Origin of the sequence: Methanobacterium sp. BAmetb5, assembly GCF_003491305.1 — an archaeon.
Classification (GTDB): Archaea; Methanobacteriota; Methanobacteria; order Methanobacteriales; family Methanobacteriaceae; genus Methanobacterium.
Map to the genome: position 1 here is coordinate 1,417,410 of NZ_CP022706.1, position 24,276 is coordinate 1,441,685.

19 protein-coding genes and 1 tRNA gene are annotated in these 24,276 nt (G+C 43.7%); 16 read left to right on the forward strand and 4 right to left on the reverse strand.

The window, feature by feature from the left end; genetic code table 11:
• Positions 1-304 precede the first annotated feature (304 nt).
• The 3 genes from CIT02_RS06920 (at position 305) to CIT02_RS06930 (ending at position 4,613) form a co-directional block, all read left to right on the forward strand.
• Positions 305-3,037, forward strand: coding sequence for a cation-transporting P-type ATPase (locus CIT02_RS06920; RefSeq protein WP_292610943.1), 2,733 nt, complete (start codon positions 305-307; stop codon positions 3,035-3,037).
• 198 nt (positions 3,038-3,235) lie between these two features.
• Positions 3,236-3,571 carry a hypothetical protein gene (locus CIT02_RS06925; RefSeq protein WP_292610945.1) on the forward strand — a complete coding sequence of 112 codons (336 nt, stop codon included), beginning with the start codon at positions 3,236-3,238 and terminating at the stop codon, positions 3,569-3,571.
• A gap of 28 nt (positions 3,572-3,599) precedes the next feature.
• Positions 3,600-4,613, forward strand: coding sequence for a TrkA family potassium uptake protein (locus tag CIT02_RS06930; protein ID WP_292610947.1), 1,014 nt, complete (start codon positions 3,600-3,602; stop codon positions 4,611-4,613).
• A gap of 20 nt (positions 4,614-4,633) precedes the next feature.
• Here CIT02_RS06930 and CIT02_RS06935 read toward each other — a convergent pair whose 3' ends face one another.
• Together CIT02_RS06935 and CIT02_RS06940 are read right to left on the reverse strand one after the other, a co-directional pair.
• Positions 4,634-5,401: a DNA/RNA nuclease SfsA gene (locus CIT02_RS06935; protein ID WP_292610950.1), complete on the reverse strand. Its 768-nt coding sequence runs from the start codon at positions 5,399-5,401 to the stop codon at positions 4,634-4,636.
• A 120-nt stretch (positions 5,402-5,521) separates the two neighbouring features.
• Entirely contained in the window at positions 5,522-6,253 is a 732-nt protein-coding gene (locus tag CIT02_RS06940) for a hypothetical protein (protein ID WP_292610952.1), read from the reverse strand.
• Positions 6,254-6,505: 252 nt separating this feature from the next.
• Between CIT02_RS06940 and cfbD the strand changes: the two genes are divergently transcribed.
• The 8 genes from cfbD to CIT02_RS06980 all read left to right on the forward strand — a co-directional run bounded on the left by cfbD (position 6,506) and on the right by CIT02_RS06980 (position 13,099).
• Positions 6,506-7,600: a Ni-sirohydrochlorin a,c-diamide reductive cyclase catalytic subunit gene (gene cfbD, locus CIT02_RS06945; RefSeq protein ID WP_292610955.1), complete on the forward strand. Its 1,095-nt coding sequence runs from the start codon at positions 6,506-6,508 to the stop codon at positions 7,598-7,600.
• Between the two features lie 152 nt (positions 7,601-7,752).
• Positions 7,753-8,760: a sugar phosphate nucleotidyltransferase gene (locus tag CIT02_RS06950; RefSeq protein ID WP_292610956.1), complete on the forward strand. Its 1,008-nt coding sequence runs from the start codon at positions 7,753-7,755 to the stop codon at positions 8,758-8,760.
• Positions 8,761-8,873: 113 nt separating this feature from the next.
• The gene (hisH, locus tag CIT02_RS06955) at positions 8,874-9,485 is read left to right on the forward strand and encodes an imidazole glycerol phosphate synthase subunit HisH (protein ID WP_292610958.1); all 612 of its coding nucleotides are present in this window, start codon (positions 8,874-8,876) and stop codon (positions 9,483-9,485) included.
• An 85-nt stretch (positions 9,486-9,570) separates the two neighbouring features.
• Positions 9,571-10,947, forward strand: a complete 1,377-nt coding sequence (locus CIT02_RS06960; protein ID WP_292610960.1) for an AIR synthase-related protein — start codon at positions 9,571-9,573, stop codon at positions 10,945-10,947.
• Positions 10,948-11,038: 91 nt separating this feature from the next.
• A complete protein-coding gene (locus CIT02_RS06965; RefSeq protein ID WP_292610962.1) occupies positions 11,039-11,467 on the forward strand; it encodes a hypothetical protein in 429 nt (142 codons plus the stop codon).
• 108 nt (positions 11,468-11,575) lie between these two features.
• A complete protein-coding gene (locus CIT02_RS06970; RefSeq protein WP_292610964.1) occupies positions 11,576-12,181 on the forward strand; it encodes a PAP2 family protein in 606 nt (201 codons plus the stop codon).
• 211 nt (positions 12,182-12,392) lie between these two features.
• Positions 12,393-12,809: an HIT family protein gene (locus CIT02_RS06975; protein WP_292610966.1), complete on the forward strand. Its 417-nt coding sequence runs from the start codon at positions 12,393-12,395 to the stop codon at positions 12,807-12,809.
• A gap of 218 nt (positions 12,810-13,027) precedes the next feature.
• A tRNA-Arg gene (locus CIT02_RS06980) sits at positions 13,028-13,099 on the forward strand.
• Positions 13,100-13,328: 229 nt separating this feature from the next.
• Here CIT02_RS06980 and tfrA read toward each other — a convergent pair.
• Positions 13,329-14,975 carry a fumarate reductase (CoM/CoB) subunit TfrA gene (gene tfrA / locus CIT02_RS06985; protein ID WP_292610968.1) on the reverse strand — a complete coding sequence of 549 codons (1,647 nt, stop codon included), beginning with the start codon at positions 14,973-14,975 and terminating at the stop codon, positions 13,329-13,331.
• A 128-nt stretch (positions 14,976-15,103) separates the two neighbouring features.
• Here tfrA and sepS point away from each other — a divergent pair, with 128 nt between their 5' ends.
• The 5 genes from sepS (at position 15,104) to CIT02_RS07010 (ending at position 22,394) form a co-directional block, all read left to right on the forward strand.
• Positions 15,104-16,768, forward strand: a complete 1,665-nt coding sequence (sepS, locus tag CIT02_RS06990) for an O-phosphoserine--tRNA ligase (RefSeq protein WP_292610970.1) — start codon at positions 15,104-15,106, stop codon at positions 16,766-16,768.
• Positions 16,769-16,816: 48 nt separating this feature from the next.
• The gene (locus CIT02_RS06995) at positions 16,817-17,476 is read left to right on the forward strand and encodes an endonuclease V (RefSeq protein ID WP_292610972.1); all 660 of its coding nucleotides are present in this window, start codon (positions 16,817-16,819) and stop codon (positions 17,474-17,476) included.
• A 43-nt stretch (positions 17,477-17,519) separates the two neighbouring features.
• Positions 17,520-17,894, forward strand: a complete 375-nt coding sequence (locus CIT02_RS07000) for a CTP-dependent riboflavin kinase (protein WP_292610974.1) — start codon at positions 17,520-17,522, stop codon at positions 17,892-17,894.
• A 148-nt stretch (positions 17,895-18,042) separates the two neighbouring features.
• Positions 18,043-18,720 (forward strand): 3,4-dihydroxy-2-butanone-4-phosphate synthase, encoded by a 678-nt coding sequence (gene ribB / locus CIT02_RS07005; protein ID WP_048084386.1) that lies wholly within the window; start codon positions 18,043-18,045, stop codon positions 18,718-18,720.
• A 590-nt stretch (positions 18,721-19,310) separates the two neighbouring features.
• Positions 19,311-22,394 (forward strand): S-layer family protein, encoded by a 3,084-nt coding sequence (locus CIT02_RS07010; RefSeq protein WP_292610979.1) that lies wholly within the window; start codon positions 19,311-19,313, stop codon positions 22,392-22,394.
• Between the two features lie 311 nt (positions 22,395-22,705).
• Here the strand turns inward: CIT02_RS07010 and CIT02_RS07015 are convergent, their stop codons facing one another.
• On the reverse strand, positions 22,706-24,247 hold the full coding sequence (locus tag CIT02_RS07015) for an AAA family ATPase (RefSeq protein ID WP_292610981.1): 1,542 nt from the start codon (positions 24,245-24,247) through the stop codon (positions 22,706-22,708).
• Between the last annotated feature and the right edge of the window lie 29 nt (positions 24,248-24,276).

Genomic DNA, 24,276 nt, shown 5'->3' on the forward strand with positions numbered 1-24,276 from the left:
TATTAACTCCTGTGTAATTGTCCTTAATATAATTTAGTAAAACACCCGAGATTGAGTGTAAGGGAAAAATAGAACTCAGATGGTTTCAACAGTCCCAGTAAATCATGCCCATTCTACTTTTTTAACAATATATCAAGTCATTAAACTCTGTTAAATTCTTTTTAAAAAGTTATTTGACCTTTTGATTGGAATTTATATCCTTTTAACTCCTTAAAAATGCTCAAATTTTATATTACTCCAGTGACATAATGATACACTGTACTAGAAATGTTACCAGACAGAGAGGTAAGTTTCAAGTGTAAAAATGATGATCAATGAACTCCCCCCTGAAGATGTATTTGAAGAATTAAACTCTTCTGAGAGAGGATTATCTACTGATGAGGCCCAGAAGAGGCTTGAAAAATATGGGCCCAATCAAATTGAGGAAATTAAGAAAAAACCGGTTATTTTTAAGTTTTTGGCCAATCTTTATCAGCTTCTGGCTCTGTTGTTATGGGCCGCCAGTGGACTGGCTTTTTTAAGTGGTACTCCCCAGTTAGGATTGGCTATTATCGCCGTCATTATCATAAATGCTGTTTTTAGTTTCTGGCAGGAATACAAGGCTGAACAGGCACTGGAGGCCCTTAAGAATATACTCCCCTCCACAGCGAAGGTGATCAGGGATAATGAGAAAAGGGAGATATTATCTGCCCAGCTGGTTCCCGGTGATCTGCTGGTGCTGGAAGAGGGAGACAACATATCGGCCGATGCCCGTCTGGTGGAGGCCAACCAGATGAAGGTGGATATTTCCACCCTTACCGGTGAGTCCAAACCAGTAAGGAAATTCTCCCACGAAACCCGGGACATTGACCATACCTTTGTGGAGATGGGTAATCTGGTATTTGCCGGAACCAGTGTGGTTTCTGGCTCGGGAAAGGCAGTGCTATTTGCTACTGGCCGAGATACCGAGTTTAACCAGATAGCCAGTTTAACCCAGGAGGTCAGCCAGGAAGCCAGCCCCCTGCAGAAGGAACTAGCCAGAGTAACCCGTATCATAGCTTCCGTGGCCATATTACTGGGAGTTGTTCTCTTTGCCGTGAATCTGTGGGTGGTTAAACTCCCCCTTTCCGTGGCCTTCATATTTGCCATTGGCCTGACCGTGGCCAATGTTCCGGAAGGATTGCTCCCCACAGTCACCCTGGCCCTGGCGGCCTCGGTGCAAAAGATGGTTCGCAAAAATGCCCTTATAAAACGTTTATCCAGTGTGGAGACCCTGGGATCCACCAATATAATCTGTACTGATAAAACAGGGACGTTGACCAAGAATGAGATGACGGTGCGTAAGATCTGGTTACCCTGCCAGATAATCGAGGTTACCGGGGCGGGATATTCCCCGGAAGGGGAGTTTTTACACCACGAAAATCCCATAAACCATGATGAAATCCGGGAACTAAAACTTCTCATGCGATCGGCCACCTTCTGCAATGATTCCAGACTGGTGGAACCAGAGCAGGAGGGAGAAAAATGGAAGATCATTGGTGATCCTACGGAAGCTTCCCTGCTGGTAGCTGCCCGTAAAAGTGGTTTTAACTGGGAAGAGGAGATGAAACAGAAACCAAGGATACTGGAGCTACCCTTCGATTCTCAACGGAAATCCATGACCAGTATCCACCAGGAGGAAGGTAAACAGGTAGCCTATGTGAAGGGAGCCCCCAAGAAAATAATCAAACTTTCCCCCCTGATCTCTGATGATGGTACGGTACGGCCCTTCACTGACCAGGAAAAGGAGAAAGTATTTAAGATACACGATAAACTGGCTGCTTCTGGGCTGCGTATTCTGGCCATGGCTTACCGTGTCCTTCCACCTGGTTTTGATGATTACCAGACTGGTAGTGTTGAACAGGAGCTGGTATTTCTGGGTATGATGGCCATGCAGGACCCACCCCGTCCCGAAGTCAAACCCGCAGTCGAGGATTGTCATAAAGCAGGCATCAGCATCATCATGATCACCGGGGATTATGGTTTAACTGCCCAGGCCATTGCCCAGGAAGTGGGAATTGTAAGTCAGGCCTGCCGTATTGTTAAGGGGAAAGAACTGGACCAGATGAGTGATGATGAAATCCGGGAAATTCTCCAGGGGGATTGTAACGTTATCTTTGCCCGGGCAGTTCCCGAGCATAAAATGCGCATAGCCAGCATACTGGAGGGAATGGATGAAATTGTGGCCATGACCGGTGACGGGGTGAATGATGCTCCGGCCCTTCGTAAGGCAGATATAGGGGTGGCTATGGGGATCACCGGTACTGATGTGGCCAAGGAAGCTGCGGATATGATACTCACCGATGATAACTTCGCCACCATTGTGGAGGCCATTAAGGAGGGCCGTACCATCTATGAAAATATCCGCAAGTTCATCACCTATATTTTCTCCCACGAAACAGCGGAGATAGTTCCCTTCGTGATGATGGTCCTCTTCAGGATTCCTTTACCAATTACCGTCATGCAGATTCTGGCCATTGACTTGGGAACAGATACTGTACCTGCCCTGGCTCTGGGTGTGGGTCCTTCTGAGTCAGATGTCATGGATCGGCCCCCACGACCCCGCAGCGAACGTCTACTAAACCGGGGAGTCATATTCAGGGGTTACGTTTTTCTGGGAGTGATTGAGGCTGCCCTGGTGATGTCTGGATTTTTCTGGGTTCTGTTAAGTAGTGGCTGGGCCTGGGGCCAGCAACTATCATTCACTGACCCGGTTTACCTTAAAGCCACCAGCATGGTCTTTGCCGGAATAGTCCTGGCCCAGATGGGAAATCTCCTGGCCTGCCAGACCAACCGGACTTCGGTACTGGAAGTGGGAATCTTCAAAAACCGGTGGATTTTAAGGGGAATAGCTTTTTCAGTGGCAATTCTCCTGGCTATTATTTATATTCCTCCACTTCAGGAATTATTTGGAACAACCTCACTGGGATTGACCGAATGGATTTACTTACTTACCTTTGTACCGGTAATGTTCCTAGCGGACGAAGTACGCAAGTATATAGTTAGAAAAAGGGTTTAAATGTATTTAAACATGAATTCAAGGTACTTCCATTATAAAAACGAATTTTAGTGGTAAGCTTTCAATTTAAATATGCAGTATAAGTAATGCTTTAGGATAAACCATATTAGGTAGAAATAAAAAAAATCGAATACAAGCATGGCCTTTGTTAAACCATGCGCGCATAATAATATCAATAATTGCGGGGAGGAGAAAATAATGAAAGGGCGAATTATTCTTATATCAATTTTAGTATTTGTTTTTATGTCATTTCCAGTTGTTTGGGCCAATGAAGATTCCGTTGGAGAATCTGATTCCCAGATAAGCTCACAAAATGTGGCCAACCTGGTACCAGTAATGAAAAGTAGCAGTAGTAGTAAGAGCAGTAGTTCCAGTTCTTCCAAAAAGGTCAAAGTGAAAGATGGTGATGACGATGATGATACCACTGGAACTGATGACTCCAGCGGTTTCCCCTGGTGGATGATGGTGGTTATAATTGTCGTGGTCCTTGGAATCATAGGATTGGTTATATGGTATCTATTCCTTCGTAAATAACCACCCACAGATTATATTGGAGAATTAAATGTTTGTACTTCTGAGGGTACTCCGAAAAAGCTTACCACTGGTAGCAAAACAACGGTTAACCTGGATTTTAATCCTGGTTCTCTGCATAATTGCCTACGGAACCCTGGGCTTTCATTTCATTGAAGGACAATCCTGGACTGTGTCTTTATACTGGACCTTTGTAACCATAGGAACCGTAGGATATGGAGATTACAGTCCCAAAACTTCTCTGGGAATGTATTTCGCCATTAGCCTGATTGTTCTGGGCATAGGAACCTTTGCCCTGGCAATAGAGTCCCTGGTAAACCTGATCTTCAAAAGACAACAAATGAGAATTATGGGGCTGATAAGTGTGGAACGATCTAAACACATAGTTATATGCGGATGGACCGAAAGTACAGAGGAATGTATTAAAGAAATAGGGAAAAGTGGGGAAATATTTGTACTGGATGAAGATGAACAGGTCCGTAAAAACGCATTGAAAAACGGGGCCAACTTCGTTCACGGTGATCCCACCCGTATCAAGGATCTGGAAAAAGCCAACGTTAAAGGGGCCCAGGCCGTTATCGTAGACATGGAATCGGATTCAAAGACCCTCCACTGCATTTTGAGCATCCGCAAAGTGGATAAGAAGGTGAGGGTGGTGGCTGAAGCCCAGCGCTATGAAAACATTGAACAGATAAAACTGGCCGGTGCCAGTCAGGTGATCTCACCATTCGTAATATCCGGGCGCCTTATGTACAAAAGTATCGATGATGGTTACGAGGCCATGTTCGTCCAAGATGTTCTGGCTGAACACAGTAGCCGAGAGATGAGGGAAGTTAAAATAAGTCCAGAAAGCCAGTTCAATGGTTTAACCCTGTTAGAAGCCGATATTCATGAGAGAACCGGAGTGGTGGTGGTGGGAGTAGGCCGTGACGGGGACCTGATCATTGACCCGCCCCGTGATTACACCCTGGAAACAGGGGATGTGGTTCTGGGTATTGGTAAAGTGGAAGAATTCGAAAAACTGGAGAACACTAAGGTAACTTGAGAAGGGGACTGAATTAAAATTTAAGGTTTAACCCTTATTTTTACCTCTTTTAATGGTTCTAATTCCAGTTCGTTTTTCTGATAAGTTAAGGTGAATGAATAGGCAATTATCAGCACATTGTCCTGTTCTGCCTGGTGCAGGGTCTGGGAAAAATCAGGGTCCATCTCACAGTTGGGTGAAAATATCTGGGCATCCTCACGGGGAATTAAAAATAACACCGCGGAGTTTATGCCCTCTTTTTTGGCTTTAATAAGCTCCTCCAGGTGTCTTTTTCCCCGGGTGGTGGGTGCATCCGGGAACCGGGCCTGCCCATCCTCAACCAGGGTGCAGCCCTTCACTTCCAGTAACATCTTATTTTTTGTATTTACCGCAACATCCTGTGTTTCTCCCTCATTTTGTGCGGGAATTTCTTTAATAGTTGGGCGGTTAAGTAAAAAATCAAGACGGCTCTGGCCAAAGGTGTATTCCCTTTTTTCCACACTGTAATCTGATAATTCTGGTATCTTCCCGGATTTTATTAATTCTTCAGCCAGGTCGCTGTGGAAACCGGAGTTAATTAACACCCATATTCCTTCGCTCCAGACAGCAATAACATCGTACTTGGTTTTGCGTGACTCCGGGTTTAGAGCCGGCCGTAAAAGTAGTTTAGCCCCCGGGATTAAAAGCTCCTTTAACCTTCCCGGATCCCTTAAATGGGCTTTATCCTCAGTTGAAGATGTTTGGAAGGTTACGGTGAAACGATTGGGTCGGTCTTTGAATGTTCCTTCAATTATATTCGATATTTTCATCTGATCACCATTGTTTGAGTCTTAATCCTAAATCTGCCAGCATACCCAATATATCCTATAATTGAGTAAGTAATCAAAGGGAATCATCCCCACTACCCTTAAAGATAGCTCCCTACTAACTTAAAGGGATAAACCATCCACTGCCCTCAGGAATTCAGTGGCATGGTCCAGTGTTTCATTGAAGGAAGCATAGGTGTAAGTTTCATAAACCATGGCCGGTGTTCCGGAGTTAATGATGGGGATGGTCACGTAGGGCCCACTGGTAGGGCCACCATCAAAGGGAGGACGGTAGAAAACTAGCCAGGGTATTTTACTCACAATAAGATGGGCCAGTAGTAAGGAACGGCTGTCATCAGTGGGTACAGAAATAAACCTGGTTTCGGGGTAATCTCCCCGGGTGGAGTGTACATCAACCACCAAGTCATAGTCCTCCTTTATAATATCAGGCACAGCATAAATCCTGGCTAGTTCCTGGCCATGGATTCTACCCTGATTGTAGTCATCCCGGTCCCGGGTTACGGTGATCTGATAAATGTAATAGGCGTGCTTAAGTGACTGTTCATTGGTTACCGCAGTCATCATGGCCTGGTGGGCCTGAACTTCCATGGGATGAACCCCCATCACATAGGCCACCTTTACCGGTGATTTAGTATTGCCATAAGGACCATAGCGGACCACAAAACCATCGTCGCGCTCCCCTAAAAATTTGACCTTGGATACACTACTCCCTGCAGTGTAATTATCCCCATCAGAAATGTTGTAATTGTAAGAAATCCCACTTAAACTGGTTGTTGCTCCCACAACCATTACTATTATCATTATAAAAATTAAAAACCATTGTTCTCTGCCCATATCGCGTCCCCCATAAATGCCCATTAATTATTGAATGTAAATGTGCATTGTATGAATGATTGTATTTAGATGTGTTTAATTCAGTTAACGTGGATTATACCTCAAATTTATCTGTGGTTATCCCAGCATTGTGTCTGAGATTTAACTTTATTATAGTGGCATTAGTTATATGGTTAATGTTAATGAAAATGTGTGACCAGTCAAAGTGTGATTAATCTGACTGGAATCTTAAAAATTATAGAGGTGATTTACTTGCATCCCCGACCCAGCCCCATTGCCGCATCCCTTTACACTCTCCGAGATTTGAACGCCGATGTTATCATTCTACACGGACCCCATGGTTGTTGTTTCCGTACAGGCCGCCTTCTGGAAAATGACGGAGTAAGGGTGGTGACCACCGCCATGTCGGAAAACGATTTCATATTCGGGGCAGCGGAAAAACTGGAAGAAACACTCCGCGAAGTGGAAGAACTTTTCCACCCCCAGCTGGTGGGGGTAGTGGGTACCTGTGCCAGTATGATCATTGGGGAAGATATGCAAGAAGCAGTTAACAACGCCAGGATCCCGGCCAAAGTCCTTACTGTGGAGTCCCACGGTGGTTTAAGTGAAGGAGATAACACAGAAGGCGCCATTGCTGTCCTGGAAGCTGCTCAACGAGAAGGAGTGATTCCCACCCAGGAAACAGAGAGACAAACCCGGATGCTGAAAAAGGCCACTGAAATTGAAAAAACCAGAGGTATGGCCCAGGGCAAGTACATCGCCCCATCCTATGGTGATGACAAAGAAGAAGTGGCCAGCATACTTTTAGAAGCCCTGGAAAGAGGGGATAAAATTGCCCTGGTACTCAACGCCAAGAAAGAAACCTCCTATCTCTTCGCTGACCTTCTGAAAATACCGTTTGACGAGGCCTGCCCCGAGAACAAACCATTCATAATTGCCAATTTAGACCCCGAGGTTGGTCTTCCCCGCATCCGGAAACACGCCCAGAACATCCACCAGGAACTGGGAGAAATAGGCCAGAAAGTCGAATCAATAACTGGAGGACTGGATGAATATCCAGTAACTGGAGAACGTGCCGTTGAATTTTTGGAAAAAGAAGACTTCGATCTGGTGGTGGTTGCCGGAGTGCCCCACGCCCTTCCCATCGAGAAATTAGACATCCCCTCTATTGCTATTACTGATGGTCCCCGTTTAGTGGAGCCACTTAAAAAATTAGGATACACTTGGGTGGTCACTGAACTCGATGCCCACGCCAAAACACTGGGAACTGATAAGATAGTTGAATCTGATTTTGGAAGTGTTTTAAGGGCGAAAATTAGCGATGAAAAATCTCCTAACCCGACCTGATCATGTGGTGATGGTCAGTTGGTGAATTTTATATATAACTGCGTAGTAATATAGCCCATAAATAAATGATTAGACTGTGATTAAAAATCGTGATTATGATTCAGAGATGAATTTGATAAAAATATAACAGATTAAAAACTGTGGTGATGATTATGACCAGTACAGTAGGTATGATACTCTGCGGAGGATTTGGGAAACGTTTAAGGCCCCTCACGGAAAGAGTGCCCAAACCCCTCATTGAAATTAAGGATGATTACACTATTCTAGATAAACAACTCTTCGACTTCAAAAACGCTGGTGTTAACCAGGTTTACCTCTTGACCGGTTTTTTAAGTGATAAGATCCGGGAGAGATTTGGTGAAGACTACATGGGCGTTAAAATAGAATATGTGGAAGAAGATAAACCACTGGGGACCCTTAATGCCATAAGGTTAGGGATGGAAGCTGTTGGTCCTGGAAAACAATGCATTATACGCAACGGAGATGTTGTGGCTGATCTTAACATTAAAAAAATGATTGAAACTGGTGAAAAATCCGACCACCCCTTATCCATATTTATCACCCGCATGGTTTCCCCCTACGGAATAGTGGAAATCAGCGGCGATCGATTAGTATCTTTCAAGGAAAAACCAGTTCTTGATTACTATATAAACGGAGGAGTGTACTTCTCCAAGGGAGAAATTAACTTTGGAGACTTTGATGTTGGAGATATTGAGAAAACGGTCTTCCCCATGTACGCCAAAAGTAACCAGTTGGGTTACTACCAGGAGGATGGTCTGTTCTGGATGGCCATAGACACCTCCAAGGAACTGGAGGAAATCCGTAAAGAGTACAAAAACCGGGAAGATAAACCATGGGGATACGAAAAAATCCTGATAAACACTGAAAAATACTTAACCAAGGAGTTATTCATCAGGGAAGGTTACCAGACCTCTTACCACCACCACCCCCACAAGGATGAAACCATGTACATCCTCAGTGGAGCAGGATACATAGAATTTGAAGACCGTAAAGAGTATTTCGGTAAAAACGACACCATTCGGATTAAGCCCCTTGAAAACCACACCATAGTGGCCATGGAAAATACAGTTCTCCACGAAATATCAACCCCTCATCCTGACGACACCGTCCGAGTTAAGGACTACTACGACGTCAGGTAATTCTATTTTTTTTTAAAAAGATGGGCGAATAAACGGATTATCCATGAAATAATCCACAATAACTCTATTATGGAGTATTAGATTAAAAAAAACGTGTTTAATCACTGGTAATCATGATAACTATTATCGATTATGGTAGCGGAAACCTGAAAAGCATTCGTAATGGATTCCGTCGTATCGGGGCAGAGGCGCTGGTAACTAATGATAAAAAGGAATTAAAGCAGGCAGAGGTGCTGATCCTCCCTGGTGTGGGGGCTTTCGGAACAGCTATGGAAAACCTCCAAAAATATCAGGACATCATCCATCAACACATCCAGGAAGGTAAACCCTTTTTAGGTGTTTGTCTGGGTTTGCAAGTGTTATTCAGTGAGAGTGAGGAAAGTCCTGGAGTTAAAGGGCTGGATGTGTTCCCCGGTAAGGTGGTTCGTTTTCCAGAGACGCTGCCCCATCAAGGCCTTAAAATTCCCCACATGGGATGGAACGATCTTAATACCCGCCGATATTCCCCTTTAATGGATGGGATAGACCAAAATTACATGTACTTTGTTCACTCCTATTATGTACAGCCAGAGAACCCGGAAATAGTTGTGGCCACCGTGGACTATGGAGTGGAAGTGCCCGCAGTTGTGGCCCGGGACAATGTATTCGCCACCCAGTTCCACCCGGAAAAAAGTGGACCAGTAGGTCTGGAAATATTGAAAAACTTCCTTAAACAAGTCATATAATACTAAACCGGCCCTATAATATTGTTTCTTTAATCCCATTAGTAGGAAAAATTTAAATATAAGTAATACTAAAGAAGGTGTTAGTGTGGACATAGAAGGTTTCGCCAGGCGCACCCTGGTAGATCATGACGAAGAATCTGTTCAAAAAAGCCTCCAGGATAAGATCCTGGAATTCAAAGACATCAACCCAGAACAGGCCAGCCAAATGGCACAGGCAGTCCTGGATGAAGTCAAATGCACCCTTAAAATAGAAGAACACCCTGATGAATCCCTTAAAAGACTCATAAAATATCCAAAATCAGGAATAGGAATGGGCCAAATGGGTGTAGGTTCCCGGGGAGCAGGAGACTTTTTCGTTCACCGTCAAATCGCCCAAATCGTTAAAAGCAGCCACACCAATGCCTTCATCAATCCCACAGCCCAGGATGACGGAGGAGTGGTTAAAGCAACTGCTGGAGCCGATGAAGTATACATCACCACCGCTGTAGATGGAATACACTCCCGTTTAAGCGAATACCCCTTCTTGGGAGGTTTCCATGTGGCACGGGCATCAATGCGAGATGTTTGCGTCATGGGCTCCCAGCCAGTTGCTCTTTTGAGCGACCTTCACCTGGCTGACGATGGAGAGGTGGCCAAACTATTTGATTACACTGCCGGAGTATGTGCGGTATCCGAGCTCACCGGAGTTCCCCTGGTGGCCGGCAGCACTCTCCGAGTAGGTGGAGACATGGTATTGGGAGACCGGCTGGTCAGTGCTGTCGGTTCTGTGGGAATATCACCCCATCCCCCTACTGCCCGTAAACGGGCTGAAGCAGGTGATATAATACTTTTAACCGAAGGATCCGGAGGCGGTACCATAACCACCACCGCCCTGTACCATGGACTCTTCGATGTAGTGTGGGAAACCATGGATATAAGCTTTATAGAGGCTTCTGAAGCTATATTAAATGCAGGATTACTTCCAAAAGTCCATGCCATGACTGATGTTACCAACGGAGGACTCCGGGGAGATGCCCATGAAATATCCCAGACCACCGGATTGGGACTGGCATTCAGTGAAGAGGAGATCAGAAAACTGGTCAACCCCAAGGTTCTGGAAATGCTGGAAAGCCTGGACATCGACCATCTAGGTGTTTCCGTGGATTCACTCATGATCATAGCACCGGAAGACATTGCCATTGAGGTGGAAAAGGCAGTCTCCAGTGCAGGAGTTCAGATTGGTAGGATAGGGGAAGTAGATAATACCGGGACCCCCCGTCTCCTCACTGAATCTGGAGGGGAACAAGAACTCCGACCACTATTCCGGGAAGCAGCCTACACCAAGATCAAAAAGATCGTTGGCGACCTGCACCCGGAAGACTTCGAGGAGATGAAGCATAAGGTGGAAAGATCAGCCCTGGAAGCCATTGCCAAGAAAGATGAAGTGGTAGCTCGAATAAAAGAAAAACACGAAAACCAATAATTCCCTATTCCCACCCCATCTTTTTACTGGATTCGGTTAACTTCCCCTTGAAGTACTGTAGGATGGGGTAAAAACAATTTATGGGAATTTTATGGATGATAAAGGATTAGTTTACACATTAGATGCAGTTTTAGCCCTGATACCAGTTATTATTGTTATTTTTGGAGTTTCTAATTTCATGGCATCGGTTGAACCGGCCAACCCCCTCCCTTCATCCCAGAACGCCCAGGATATCCTGGAACTTATGACCTATTCCGGAGCAAACCATGTATCTGTTCTGGAAAAGATATCCTTAATCCTATCATCAGGGAACAACAGCCGAGCCAGTATAACCGATGCCCAAAAAATTGCCTCCAGCTTCCTTGATGAAAAATTAACAGGAACTGACTACCTTTTGACGGAAGAGAATCAGTTGCGTGGGGAAATACTGGCCGGAAAAATGGATTTAAAAAAAGAGGATAATGTGGCCACTGCCTCCCGGAATTGTGGGAACTACACCTTCCGTATTTACATTAAATAAGTTAATTCTACTCTGTCCCTAAAGAAAGGTTTTATTAGCTATTAATTTTAAAGAAAAACATTACACAATAATTAGGCTCACCCTTTTTTATGTTACCGGAGGAACTAGATGACCCCTTCTACAGAGAACAAATCATTTACCACTAGCTTGGCCAGTTTCATATCCACAGTAAGCAACCCTCCCCTGGTAGCCATCCCCGTTTTTCTGGTTATCAATTACACTCTACTTTACAATGGGAACTGGGCATGGTTTTCATTCCTTAGCATATTCTTCGTGAGTATTTTACCCATAATTACTAGTTCACTGTGGATACTGAGAAACAATCTGGAAGTGGACATGCCTCGCCGAGAAGACAGGATCTATCCCCTGTTACTGGTTATTCTGTCCTACGTGGTGGGGGTAATTGTACTCTTCGCTGCCGGCGCTCCACCACTTACCTCAGCATTAATGGTCTGCTACTTAAACAACACCCTCATCGTGCTCCTGTTCAGTTTGTTCTGGAAGATCAGCATACACGCCATGGGTATTGCTGGTCCAGCCACCGCACTTATCTACCTTTTCGGCTGGCCCGGGCTGGCATTCAGTTTAGTGGTGCCCCTGGTAGTGTGGAGCAGACTGCACCTTAAAAGACACACCCCAGCCCAGCTAATTACCGGGACAACCTTGGGTTATTTGTTAACCGCATTGCAGCTTTACTTGTTACTGGGATTTTAATACCCAAAATTATTCAGCCATTCAAGCATAAGTTATCATGGGTCTAAGAATTAGTCTAAGAATTCTAAGAATTAAGTCTAAAAATTAACATCATCCCAATAGTTACCAGACCTAAATTTAAACAGACCTAAATTCTAAAATTACACCGGAGGGATCTCCCCTGGAATGCGAGTACTTTGAAAGATTGAAGACCCACCAGTTTGGTGAATTAGTGGCTGAAACTGAACACTGGCTTATCATCCTGGCCCCGGATCAGAGGAATCTGGGAACCTGTGTCGTGGCCCTTAAAAGGGATGAAAAAGAGCTCTCCGGGTTAAAAGATGAAGAATGGGCTGACCTTGCCCTGGTGGTTAAAAAACTCGAATCAGCAATTCGAAAAGCTTTTAACGCCACCATGTTCAACTGGGGATGTTTGATGAACTCCTCCTACCTAGAAGACCCAGCCTGCCCCCATTTGCACTGGCATTTCATTCCCCGTTACAAGAATCAGGTGGAATTCAATGGAAAAACATTTTATGACCCTTGTTTTGGTAAAAGTACCATGTATAATCGAAACCCTGCAGTTCAACTATCAATTCAGTTTAAAAATGAAATAAAAAATCGTATATTGAAGTATCTAAAGTTATAATCCAGTGCAGACATTAAATCTACCTGAAAGTGGCTGCCAGCAGGATTTGTAAAATGTGCAGACCCATCAGGTAAGAACCATCATGCAAATGGACACTGTTTTTAACCTTTTCTTAATAATCAGTCCACTGGACATCAAAACTTTAAATAGGAAAAAATCCAATGAAGAATATACCCTACCGTGAGTTTTATGGTGTGGTGAAAACTGTTATTTTGTAGGCCCTGATAGTGTAGTGGATATCACTTAGGATTGCGGATCCTATAACCCGGGTTCAAGTCCCGGTCAGGGCATATACCCTTCCCTTCTAATTTTTGGATAAACCTAAAATAATACACTTAAATACAATTAAGGTAACTGTTAGTTATCCATGCCCTTATTAATTAGCATATCCTTACTAAAAAATAGTAAAACTTGTTATCAATACTTTATCACTAAAATTATCAATCCCTATCACTAAATTTTTTTGCCAATAAAAAAAAATGGTTGAATGGTTTTTTTAGACAATACCATCCTAAGGGATTACCGGGCAAGGTATTCTTCATTTCGACTCTTATTCAGAACAATACTCTTCTTCCATTCATCCCTGGTTTTCGGGAAATCAGCACGGTAATGGGCTCCCCGACTTTCTTCACGGATAATGGCAGATTTGGTTACTAATTCTGCAATTAAGACCATGTTTTCCAGTTCCAGAGCATCTAAAAGGTGCTGGTTGTAGCCATGTACCTCTGGTAACTTCATTCGGGCCATTTTATCCCTAATAACATGAATATCATTTAAAGCAGATTTAAGGCTTTCTTCCCGGCGAATTATGGCCACATTGTTCCACATGACTTCCTGCAGTTCTTTTTTAAGCTGGAAGGGATAGTAATCCCCTTCCCGGAATAGTTTTTTGATTCTTCCTTCTTCCTCTTCTAAAAAAGCAGGGTTTAATTTGAACTTGGATTTGGCCACATTTTCAGCGGCATATTCGCCGGCCCGCCTTCCGAAAACCTGTGTTTCGGCCAGAGCATTTCCTCCAAGGCGGTTGGCACCGTGAACTCCTCCGGCAGCTTCTCCTGCTGCGTAGAGGTTGGGTACGTTGGTTTCACATTGTGGGTTTATCCTGGTTCCTCCCATGAAGTGGTGAGCAGTGGGGGCCACTTCCATTGGCTCTTCCCGGATGTCCACTCCCACATCCTGGAACTGTAAGAGCATGGTTTCCAATTTTTCCTCAATGACCTCTGCGGGGAGGTGGGTCACGTCCAGGTAGACTCCCCCGTTTTCTGTGCCTCTTCCTTCCATTATTTCGTTGTATATGGCCCGCGCTACCACGTCCCGTGTGGCCAGTTCTCCCCGGGAGTCGTATTTGGTCATGAAACGTTCCCCTTGAGAGTTTATGAGTCTTCCTCCCTCTCCACGAACAGCTTCGGTTACCAGTACTCCCCTTCGGGAGTCAGGGTATAGCATGCCGGTGGGGTGGAACTGGACCTGTTCCATATCCAGTAGGTCTGCTCCGGCCTTCCATGCCAGGGAGTATCCATCCCCGGTTTTTTGCAGGGCATTGGAGGTTACCGGGTAAAGCCAACCCGCACCCCCGGTGGCAATTATGGTGGATTTAGCATGGAATATCACCAGATCTGTGCTCTGCAGGGATATTCCACAGGCCCCTCCCACCCGTCCCTCCTCATCCTGGAGGAGTGAAGTGATCATGACCTCCTCTACCGTTCGAATATCCTGACGAATAACCTCCTCCTTGAGGGCAGTCATCATCTCGTGGCCGGTGCGGTCCCCCTGGAAACAGGTCCGACGGTAGGTTTGACCTCCGAATGGCCTCTGGTTGAGTTCCCCTGATTCCTGTCTGTCAAATAGGGCCCCATAACTTTCCAGTTCGGTAAGTCTCTCTGGTGCCTCTTCCACCAGTATACGGGCCAGTTCCGGATCATTAAGGTAGCCCCCTCCCCGTAGTGTGTCTTCCAGGTGGGCCTGGGTGCTGTCTTCAGCATCCACATAGGCAAATGCGGCATTGTAGCCCCCTTCTGCCAGGGTGGTGCACCCTGATTTATAGGATAATCCTTTGGATACTATAACTACATCTAAACCATGTTTTTTTGCTTCGATGGCTGCTCTGCATCCGGCACCTCCGGATCCAATGACCAGTACATCGGTCTGGTAAGTCTCCCTTTCCATGATATGAAATTGCACCCGGTTTTATTTAAGTTTTTTAAGTAAAGTGGAGAGAAGTTTAAGGGTATGAACAAATATAAAAATATGTTAAAACAATTTCTTATTATCTTTAAACCATAGGAGGATGTGCAGTGAAGAAAAAGGAGATATTAAAACTGGCCAAGAGGGATTTTGAAAAGGCCTGGGTGGAAACAGGCAAAGGATTGAAAAATCCCCATCATGATGAGGAATATCCCCGTCTGCACTTCCAACCTGGCCGGACCCATCCCTTATCAGATACCATTGCTCAGCTCAGGCAGGCATATCTACTCCTGGGGTTTCAGGAAACCATCAATCCCGTATTCATTGATGAAGAACATGTCTACCGCCAGTTCGGACCAGAGGCCCCGGCAGTACTGGACCGTTGCTTCTACCTGGCTGGACTTCCCCGACCAGATATTGGAATAGGTATGGATAAGATTGAACAGATCGAAGAGATGGGTGTTTCCCTTAATGAAGATAAAATACAGGGGCTTAAGGAAGTTTTCCGGAGCTATAAAAAGGGAGACACCAGTGGCGATGACTTGGTGCACGATGTTTCCATTGCCCTGGAAATAGCCGACGAAATCGGATTAAGGGTCCTGGAAAGGGTTTTCCCTGAACTTAAGGAATTAACCCCCATCTCCAGTAAAACCACCTTACGTTCACACATGACTTCGGGATGGTTCATAACCCTGGAGGCCCTGCATGAAAACAGCCCCTTACCGGTTAAACTGTTTTCCATTGACCGCTGTTTCCGCAGGGAGCAAAGAGAAGATTCCAGTCACCTTATGACCTATCATTCTGCTTCCTGTGTATGGATGGATGATGAAGTATCTCTGGATATGGGAATGGCAGTTTCGGAAAGCCTGCTGGAGTACTTTGGTTTTAGGAAGTTCAAATTTTTGCCGGATGAGAAGAAATCAAAGTACTACATACCCGGGACCCAGACCGAAGTCTACGGATACCATCCCAAACTGAAGGAATGGGTGGAAGTGGCCACCTTCGGCCTGTACTCACCCATTGCCCTGGCTAAGTACGGTATTGACCAGGAGGTAATGAACCTGGGTGTGGGCGCCGAGCGGATTGCCATGATACTCGGAGACCATGAAGACATTCGGGAGATGGTTTATCCCCATACCTATGGTAAGTGGGGCCTCAGTGACCGGGAAATGGCCTCCATGCTCCGCCTGAACCTGTATCCAGTAACGGATGATGGCCGCAAATTGATGGAAACACTGGTAAACACTGCCCAAGAATATGGAGATACATCATCACCCTGTGAATTCACCGCATTTAAAGGAGAGTTTATGGGAAAATCCCTGGAAGTCAAGATCATCGAACCGGAAGCAGGCACCAGGCTCCTGGGACCTGCCAGCTGGAACAGAGTTTATGTGTACGATGGTAATATCGTGGGCGTGCCCCAGCCAGCCCGGATGGAACGATTCCCCACCTCCGATAATACCGAAAATATTCTGCAAAATCTGGGAAAGGAAATAGCCGATGATCTGGCTATTGCCGCAGTGGAAAAGGGTATCCCCACGGGTATCAGCTACATGGGAGGAGTTGCTGCCCAGGCCGCCTACCACATAGAGGAGATGGTGGTTAGTGGAGAAGAACAGGTTAATCTAAGGACCACCATAGCCAAGTCTCCTTCAGATATCAATCTCAAACTGGATAAACTGGCCATGCGTTACATTAACAGTAGAAATAAGGTAATCGATATTAGAGGACCTATATTCTGTACTATAACCGCTGAAATTAAGAAGGATGAGTAACTGGTTTAACTCAAGAATTTAATCAAAGCAAACCCCTGATTTAAAAGAATGTGTTTCGTTAACCTCACCCCACAACTAGCCAGTATACAGTATTCTCTGGCAGATAAAGTAACTGAAAGTGACGACTTCTGTAGTAGGTTGGAAAGGGTGGCCGGGGTTGACATTTCATTTCCAGTACATAATAAAGCTGTGGCGGCGGCAGTGATCCTGGAACTGGAAGGACTGGAAATAATTGAAACTGAAACCCTGGAGACAGAGTTATTTTTCCCGTACATCCCCGGTTTTCTGGGTATAAGGGAGGTTGAACCATCTTTATCTGTTTTAAATACCTTGAAACATGATTTCGATGTTTTAATGGTTAATGGCCATGGTGTTATGCATCCCCGTGGTTTTGGACTGGCTTCCCATGTGGGTGTACTTCTGGACTGTCCCACCATTGGTGTGGCCAAAAGGTTAATTGATGAAAGGTATATAAACGTAGCCACCCAAAGACACCACGCTGAGGACCAATTCCTAATATCAAAAAATAACCGCGTAATTGGGGCCTTTTTTAGGGGAAAATACGTAAGTGTTGGCCATAGAATATCCTTAAAGACTGCTTTAAATGTTGTAAAAAGGACCAGTATCTTCAAAACCCCCGAACCAATTAGACAAGCCCACCTACTGGCCACCGAAACTTTCAAAAGTATTTTGGAAAGAATAGGATAATTGGAAGGAATAGAATAAATCAAAAAAATTTGAAGGATCGAACATGGAAATCAAAGGGAAGGTTATCTCTGGAACCCATAAAGGCACCTATTTCATGTCTTTAGATGTTTATCAGGACGAATTTAGGGAAAAACTTAAATTCAAACCCTACCCCGGGACTCTTAACCTGAAAATATCAGAAGAATGTGTCCGGGAAATATCCAAAACGCAGGATAAGATGGGAGTAATTGAAGGGACTGACAACTATGGGGATGTGAAGTTTCTCCCGGCTAAACTCAGTGGAGTTGTAGATGGAGCTATTTTATTCCCGGTTAGGACTCAGCATGCTCCAGAAATTTTGGAATTTGTTGCCCAGGAAAATCTTCGCTCTAAACTTAAACTTAATGATGGAGATGAAGTTACCTTAGAAATAAACTGAATAAATTTTTGTTTTTTTAATTTACTGAACCGTTACAGGTAATTGTAAATTGTTAACTTATTAACTGTGAGGTACTATACCTAAACTAAAATTTACTTATAACTAAAAAAATCCAATAACCACGAACACTCAAAAAATCTGTGATCACATGATAAAAAAAGCCATAGAATCATTTAAAAAGGGAGAAATAGTTCTAATATTTGACGATGATAACCGGGAGAGGGAAACCGATATGATCATCGCTGCGGAGTTCATGACCCCCCAGCACATGACCACCATCCGAAATGATGCCGGAGGTCTGGTCTGTGTCCCCATATCCGCAGAAAACTCTGACAAACTGGGAATACCATTCATGACTGATGTGATGGATGCCGCAAGCGGAGAATATCCAGTTTTAGGTGAATTAACACCTAATGATATACCCTACGATGAAAAATCTGCCTTTTCCATAACTGTCAACCACCGGAAAACCTTCACCGGAATAACTGACAATGACCGGGCCTGCACCATCAAGGAACTGGGACTCATGTGTAAAAACGGGAACTTCCAGGATTTCGGCAAGTATTTCCGTGCCCCGGGACATGTAACCCTCCTCAGATCCACTGAAGGCCATGTTCTGAAAAGGAAGGGTCACACGGAGATGAGTATTGCTCTGGCGGAGATGGCCGGCACTACACAGGTAGCAGTTTGCTGTGAAATGATGGATGATGAAACCGGGGGTTCCATGAACACCGATAAAGTAGCTGAATATGCCAAAAAGAATGATTTGGTGTTTTTAAGCGGAGCAGAACTCATTGAAGCCTACCATGAGTTTAAAGGAATTTAAATTTAGGGAATTTTTTCAAATCCCTAAATCATTTATTATAACCGCGAATGAAGTTATTTTTTAATTCTTTTGGGATTGCCCTCATAGTTAACTTCACATGTGTCAGGGATCTTAGTTTTCAAAAAAAAACGTGATTATCCTTTTTTTACATGATTGAAAGTTAATATAATCCATTAATTATTATACATGATTAGGCTTGTAAGTTATTTAATGACTAATTTGTTAGTTTTAAATTCTTACTAGAACTAAAGGGACTTGATTCTGTATTATGATTCATTTATTTTTCGGTTAATTGAACATTTTAGGCATTTATTAGATATTTTTTGCATATTTTTTTTATCACTTTATGGAGGTATCGATACATGTTTATTTATTCGCGTATTTCACTTAATTTGTTATGATTTCGTTTAATTAAATGCGGTTCTAATTTTAAAAGTTATTCTCCTTTTGGATTGTATTTACTAACTTTAATTGTCTCTATTTTCGTTATACAAACGGAAGTTTTATTTGTTATAACCTATGCTATGATTTTATGGATATGATAATAACATCCATATTTAAAACCGTCATAAAGGAGGTGAAAAAGACCAATGGAAAACCAAAATAAAAAATCAATCCCTAAAATTCCCTTTCTACTACTAATAGGTGTGGTTTTATTTTCTTTAAGTGTTAGTGCTGTAAGCGCAGCCAACACATCAAGTAATTCCACAATATACGTCAGTACAGAAGGAAACGACACATGGGACGGACTATCACCCACATACAACACCACAAGCGGACCCAAAAAGACCATAACAAATGCCACAGGCACAGTTACAACAAACGGAACAATCTACATAGCACCAGGAACCTACAACGAATCAGGAATAACCATAAACAAAGACATGACAATCACCGGTGAAAACCAGGAAAACACAATAATCAATGGACAACAAAGCGGAAACAGCATATTCAACATACTATCAGGAATAACAGCCAATATAACTAACTTAACACTCACAAACGGCAGGACACCTTTGGGTGGAGCCATCTACAAGGATGGTGGAAATTTAACTGTGACGAACTGTACATTCACCAACAACACTGCAGGTTATGGTGGTGCCATTTACACTAATGTTGGAAGTTTAACTGTAAAGAACTGTAAATTCACCAACAACACCGCAAAGCAGCATGTTGGTGCTTGGGGTGGTTCCATCTACAATTATGGTGGAAGTTTAACTGTGACCAACTGTATATTCACAACCAAAACCATTTCTGGCCTCGGAGATGATTCTGGGGGAGCCATCTACAATAATGATGGAAGTTTAACTGTAATTAACAGTACATTCACCAACAACAGTGCAACTCGCTATGGTGGTGCCATATTCAATAATGGTGGAAGTTTAACTGTAATTAACAGTACATTCACCAACAACACCGCATATTGTGGTGGGGCCATCTACAATAAGGGTGGAAGTTTAAGTATGACAAACTGTACACTCACCACCAACACAGTATCTGAGGATGGTGGGGCCATCTACAGTAAAGATGGTGAAAGTTTTAGTATGACAAACTGTACACTCACCACCAACAAAGCAGCGCGTTATGGTGGTGCCATCTACAAGGATGGCGGACGTTTGACTGTGATGAACTGTATGCTGGCAGATAACACCATGAATCTAGAACAAGGTTATGGTGGTGCCATCTTCAATAATGCTGGAAGTTTAACTGTGACAAACAGTGCATTCGCAGACAACACCGCATATTGGTATGGTGGGGCCATCTACAATAATGGAAGTTTAACTGTGACAAACAGTACACTAAAAAATAACTACGCCTTTGGTGATGGTGGGGCCATCTACAATAATGGAAGTTTAACTGTGACAAACAGTACACTAAAAAATAACACCGCTTCTGGTGATGGTGGGGCCATCTACAATAGTGGAGGTTCAACTGTGACAAACAGTACGTTCACAAACAACAATGCCTATACTTCTTACGGTGGTGCTATCTACAATCATCTTGGAGGTTTAATTGTTACGAAGAGTACATTCACCAACAACACCGCCTATGGGGATAGTGTTGCTGGTGGTGATAGTGGTGCTGGTGGTGCTATTTGGAGTTATGGAGGTAATGTTGTTGTTCATTTCAACAGGATTGTTGGAAACAGTCCAAATAACAGCCAGATCCACAGCGAAATGGGCACAGTGAATGCTACGCTTAACTGGTGGGGTTCAAACCTTAATCCATTAAGTTATGTGTCTAATGGTTCAAGTGGTAATGTTGACGTAAGTTCCTGGTTGATTCTGAATATGACAACTAACCCTACTAACATTTCCTATGGTGGTAATTCGACTGTTACTGTTGATTTACTACATGACAATACTGGAACTTATCATGATCCAATAAACGGCCATGTGCCAGATGGAATCGATGTTGAGTTCTCAAGTTACTTGGGACTCTACAGACCAGCTGATAATGTACTGGTGAATGGTAGTATAACATCGTTTTACATACCCGGAACCGTAGGCTCAGATAATATTAAGGTGACAGTTGATAATCAAATACTTTCAACATCAGTAACAATAAACCAATCCCCCACTACCATTACGGTAGATCCTGTTAGCGGTGAGGCGGGTGAAACTGTAACACTAAACACCCACATAACAGACTCCAACGGAAATCCAGTGAAAGACGGAAAAGTAACATACAAGGTAAACGGTACTGTTATTGGCACCGTGGATATCTCCAATGGCCTAGCAACCATTAACTGGACCATTCCCTCTACTTGGATTGGTGGTTTTTATGGTGTTGTTGTAAATTATTTAGGTAGTCATAAGTATTTGGCTTCCACCAATACTACAAACCTAACAGTAAACCCCATCCCAACCACAATTACCGTGGACCCAGTTAACGGCCACGCAGGCCAAACCATAACAATAAACACCCACATAACAGACTCCAACAGCAATCCAGTGACCAACGGACAAGTAACATACAAAGTAAACAGTACTATTATTGGCACCGTGGATGTCTCCAATGGTTTAGCGACTATCACATGGACCATCCCCACAACCTGGACCACCGGTACCTACAATATAATTGCAGACTACTCTGGTAGCAGTAATTATTTGGCTTCCACCAATGGTACCAGTTTGACATTGCAACCATCCGCCTATCTGTACATGAACGTTACAAGTTCGAAGGTTAATCCTAGTGTGGGTGATAAGTTTGTTTTAACTTATAAACTCAGTAATAGTGGTCCGGATGATGCGGCTAATGTTGTGGTGTCATTCCAGATACCGGAAGGTTTGGAATTTGTAACAGCCAGTGTTGACAGCGGAACATACACCTACAACCCCACAAACAGAACAATAACATGGACACTCAACAACGTAGAAGTAGGAGACCCCTACCTATACCTCACACTAAAAGCACTAACAAGCGGAACATACACCATAATACCCACAATAAACTCACAAACACTCAACAGAAACACAAACACAATAAAACCATTCAACATTAACATAGAAACAACAAACAACAACGATAACAACGACCCGACAACAAACCCTACAACCGCAAACGCGGCAAGCAACACCATAACAATGCAAAAAACAGGAACACCAACAACAAGCCTCATACTAGCCATACTAGCCATACTCGGAGGAATACTCACACCAAAGAAAAAATAAACAACCAAATACACCCCCCTTCCTTTTTTTAAAGGGATCAATGATTGTATCATAGTTAATTTTTTAAGATCTTGTTTTAGGAGTTATATCTAAAAATTAAAGTACATAATTAATAACACACAGAATAGCACAAATTCCCGCAAAAAAATCTGATTAACACACAAGACCTATAAATAATAATGAAAATCCCCCTGAACAAAAAAACATTTGATAATACATGGAAAAAAAGAAAAATTAATAAACAATTAAATTATTTTTAGAGACGGGCCCCTTAGAGTAATTGATTTTTTTAATAAGTATAGTGAGAACATTTAGGATAAATAAATATCCAAAATATCACTGTAAGACCGGTAACCAGTAAATTCAGGTTTTTGAGCTATTTTCATGATTTTTTCAACATCGAGGTGTTGTTCCACGGTTTCCATGGCCTTCTGGCAGAAATCTTCCAGTTTTATTTCCACCTCCGGAGTTCCACCACGGGCTGCCAGCTGGGCCTTGGGTACCCGGGCCACCCAGTCCAGTCCAGTGCTTTTTTTAATGTAACGGGATGCGTTTTCTGCTATTTCTTCGTGGTAAACCTTGTTTAAAATAGCTCCAACTGTCTTTATGCCCAGTTTCTGCATCATTTCCAGGTGAGAAACCATATCCAGTGCCGCGGTTTCTATGCCCCCCTTGTTACATCCGGTCACCATGATGGTGGGGATGTTCCCAGCCAGGGCTATCTCTGCGGCAGAGAAGGGTGTTTTTTCATTTAAAAGGCCGGTAAAAACACTCATAACTCCCTCAATCAATATCAAATCATATTTTTTGCCTTTTAAAGTGTTTATTATCTCTTTCAAATCTTTCCAGCCCAGTCCACCGATTTTAATGGATGAAAAGTTGACCATTCTTTCCTTGTTTAGGTAGAGGGCCGGTACCAGATCCCGGGTATCCGGACCTACCTTTAAAACTCCCACCCGGTATCCCTTCCTGCGCAGGGCTCCCACCAGTCCAGTGGTGAGGAATGTTTTCCCGGAATCAGACCCGGTGCTGGCTATCATAATGAAAGGAGGTATTTCTGCATTTTCAGGGTTATTTCCAGGGATTGGTCGGTGCGATTCATCTGCATTGGAGGATAACCGATAATCCGCGTAAATATCCAGACCGATTCCTATTTCTCCCTTGATTTTCTTCAGAAGTTCCTGGTTGGCCTGATAGATTTGTTGTGTTTCTTCTTCATCCGTATCCATGTAATTCAGGATGTTATTAACCAGGGAGGGGTTTTCATCCAGAGAACCGTGAATCATGGTTCCCACCACGTTTCCTTCATCGTTACGAACCCCGGCAAGTATCTTACGTGGATTATCCGCGTAATCGGTTCTTTTAACCTGTGAAAATAGTACTGGTGGTGCATTTCCCCTTATATCCCCGTAAGTGTGGCAATGGAAACCAGTGACACTTTTTCCCTTCATTCCCGTGGTGAGGAAGGAATCATCAGCCACTTCTGCTTCCACCCGGTCGGTGCCAATGAGGGGATGGAAGGTGACATCCAGTATTCCCAGTCCTTCACGTTCCACTGGACAGGGAGATTTACGCCCTATATCTGTTTTATGGGCCAGTACCTGAAATCCAGAGCACATCCCCAGTATGAACTTCTCCTGAGCATCCATTTTCCGGATAACCCTTTTTACTTCAGGAGTGATACTTTCTGACTCTACAATACTGCCCCCCGGTATTATAAGGCCATCCAGAACCTGGTGTGCCTTTTCCCCACCTACCAGGCCATTGTCCTTTAACAGATGAGTGGGAAGTTTTCCAAAGTCCTCGAAATTGGGTAGAGACCCTTTAACATAGAGGATGCCTATTTTTTTCATCTTTTGCTATGTTTATATAACGTAATCTT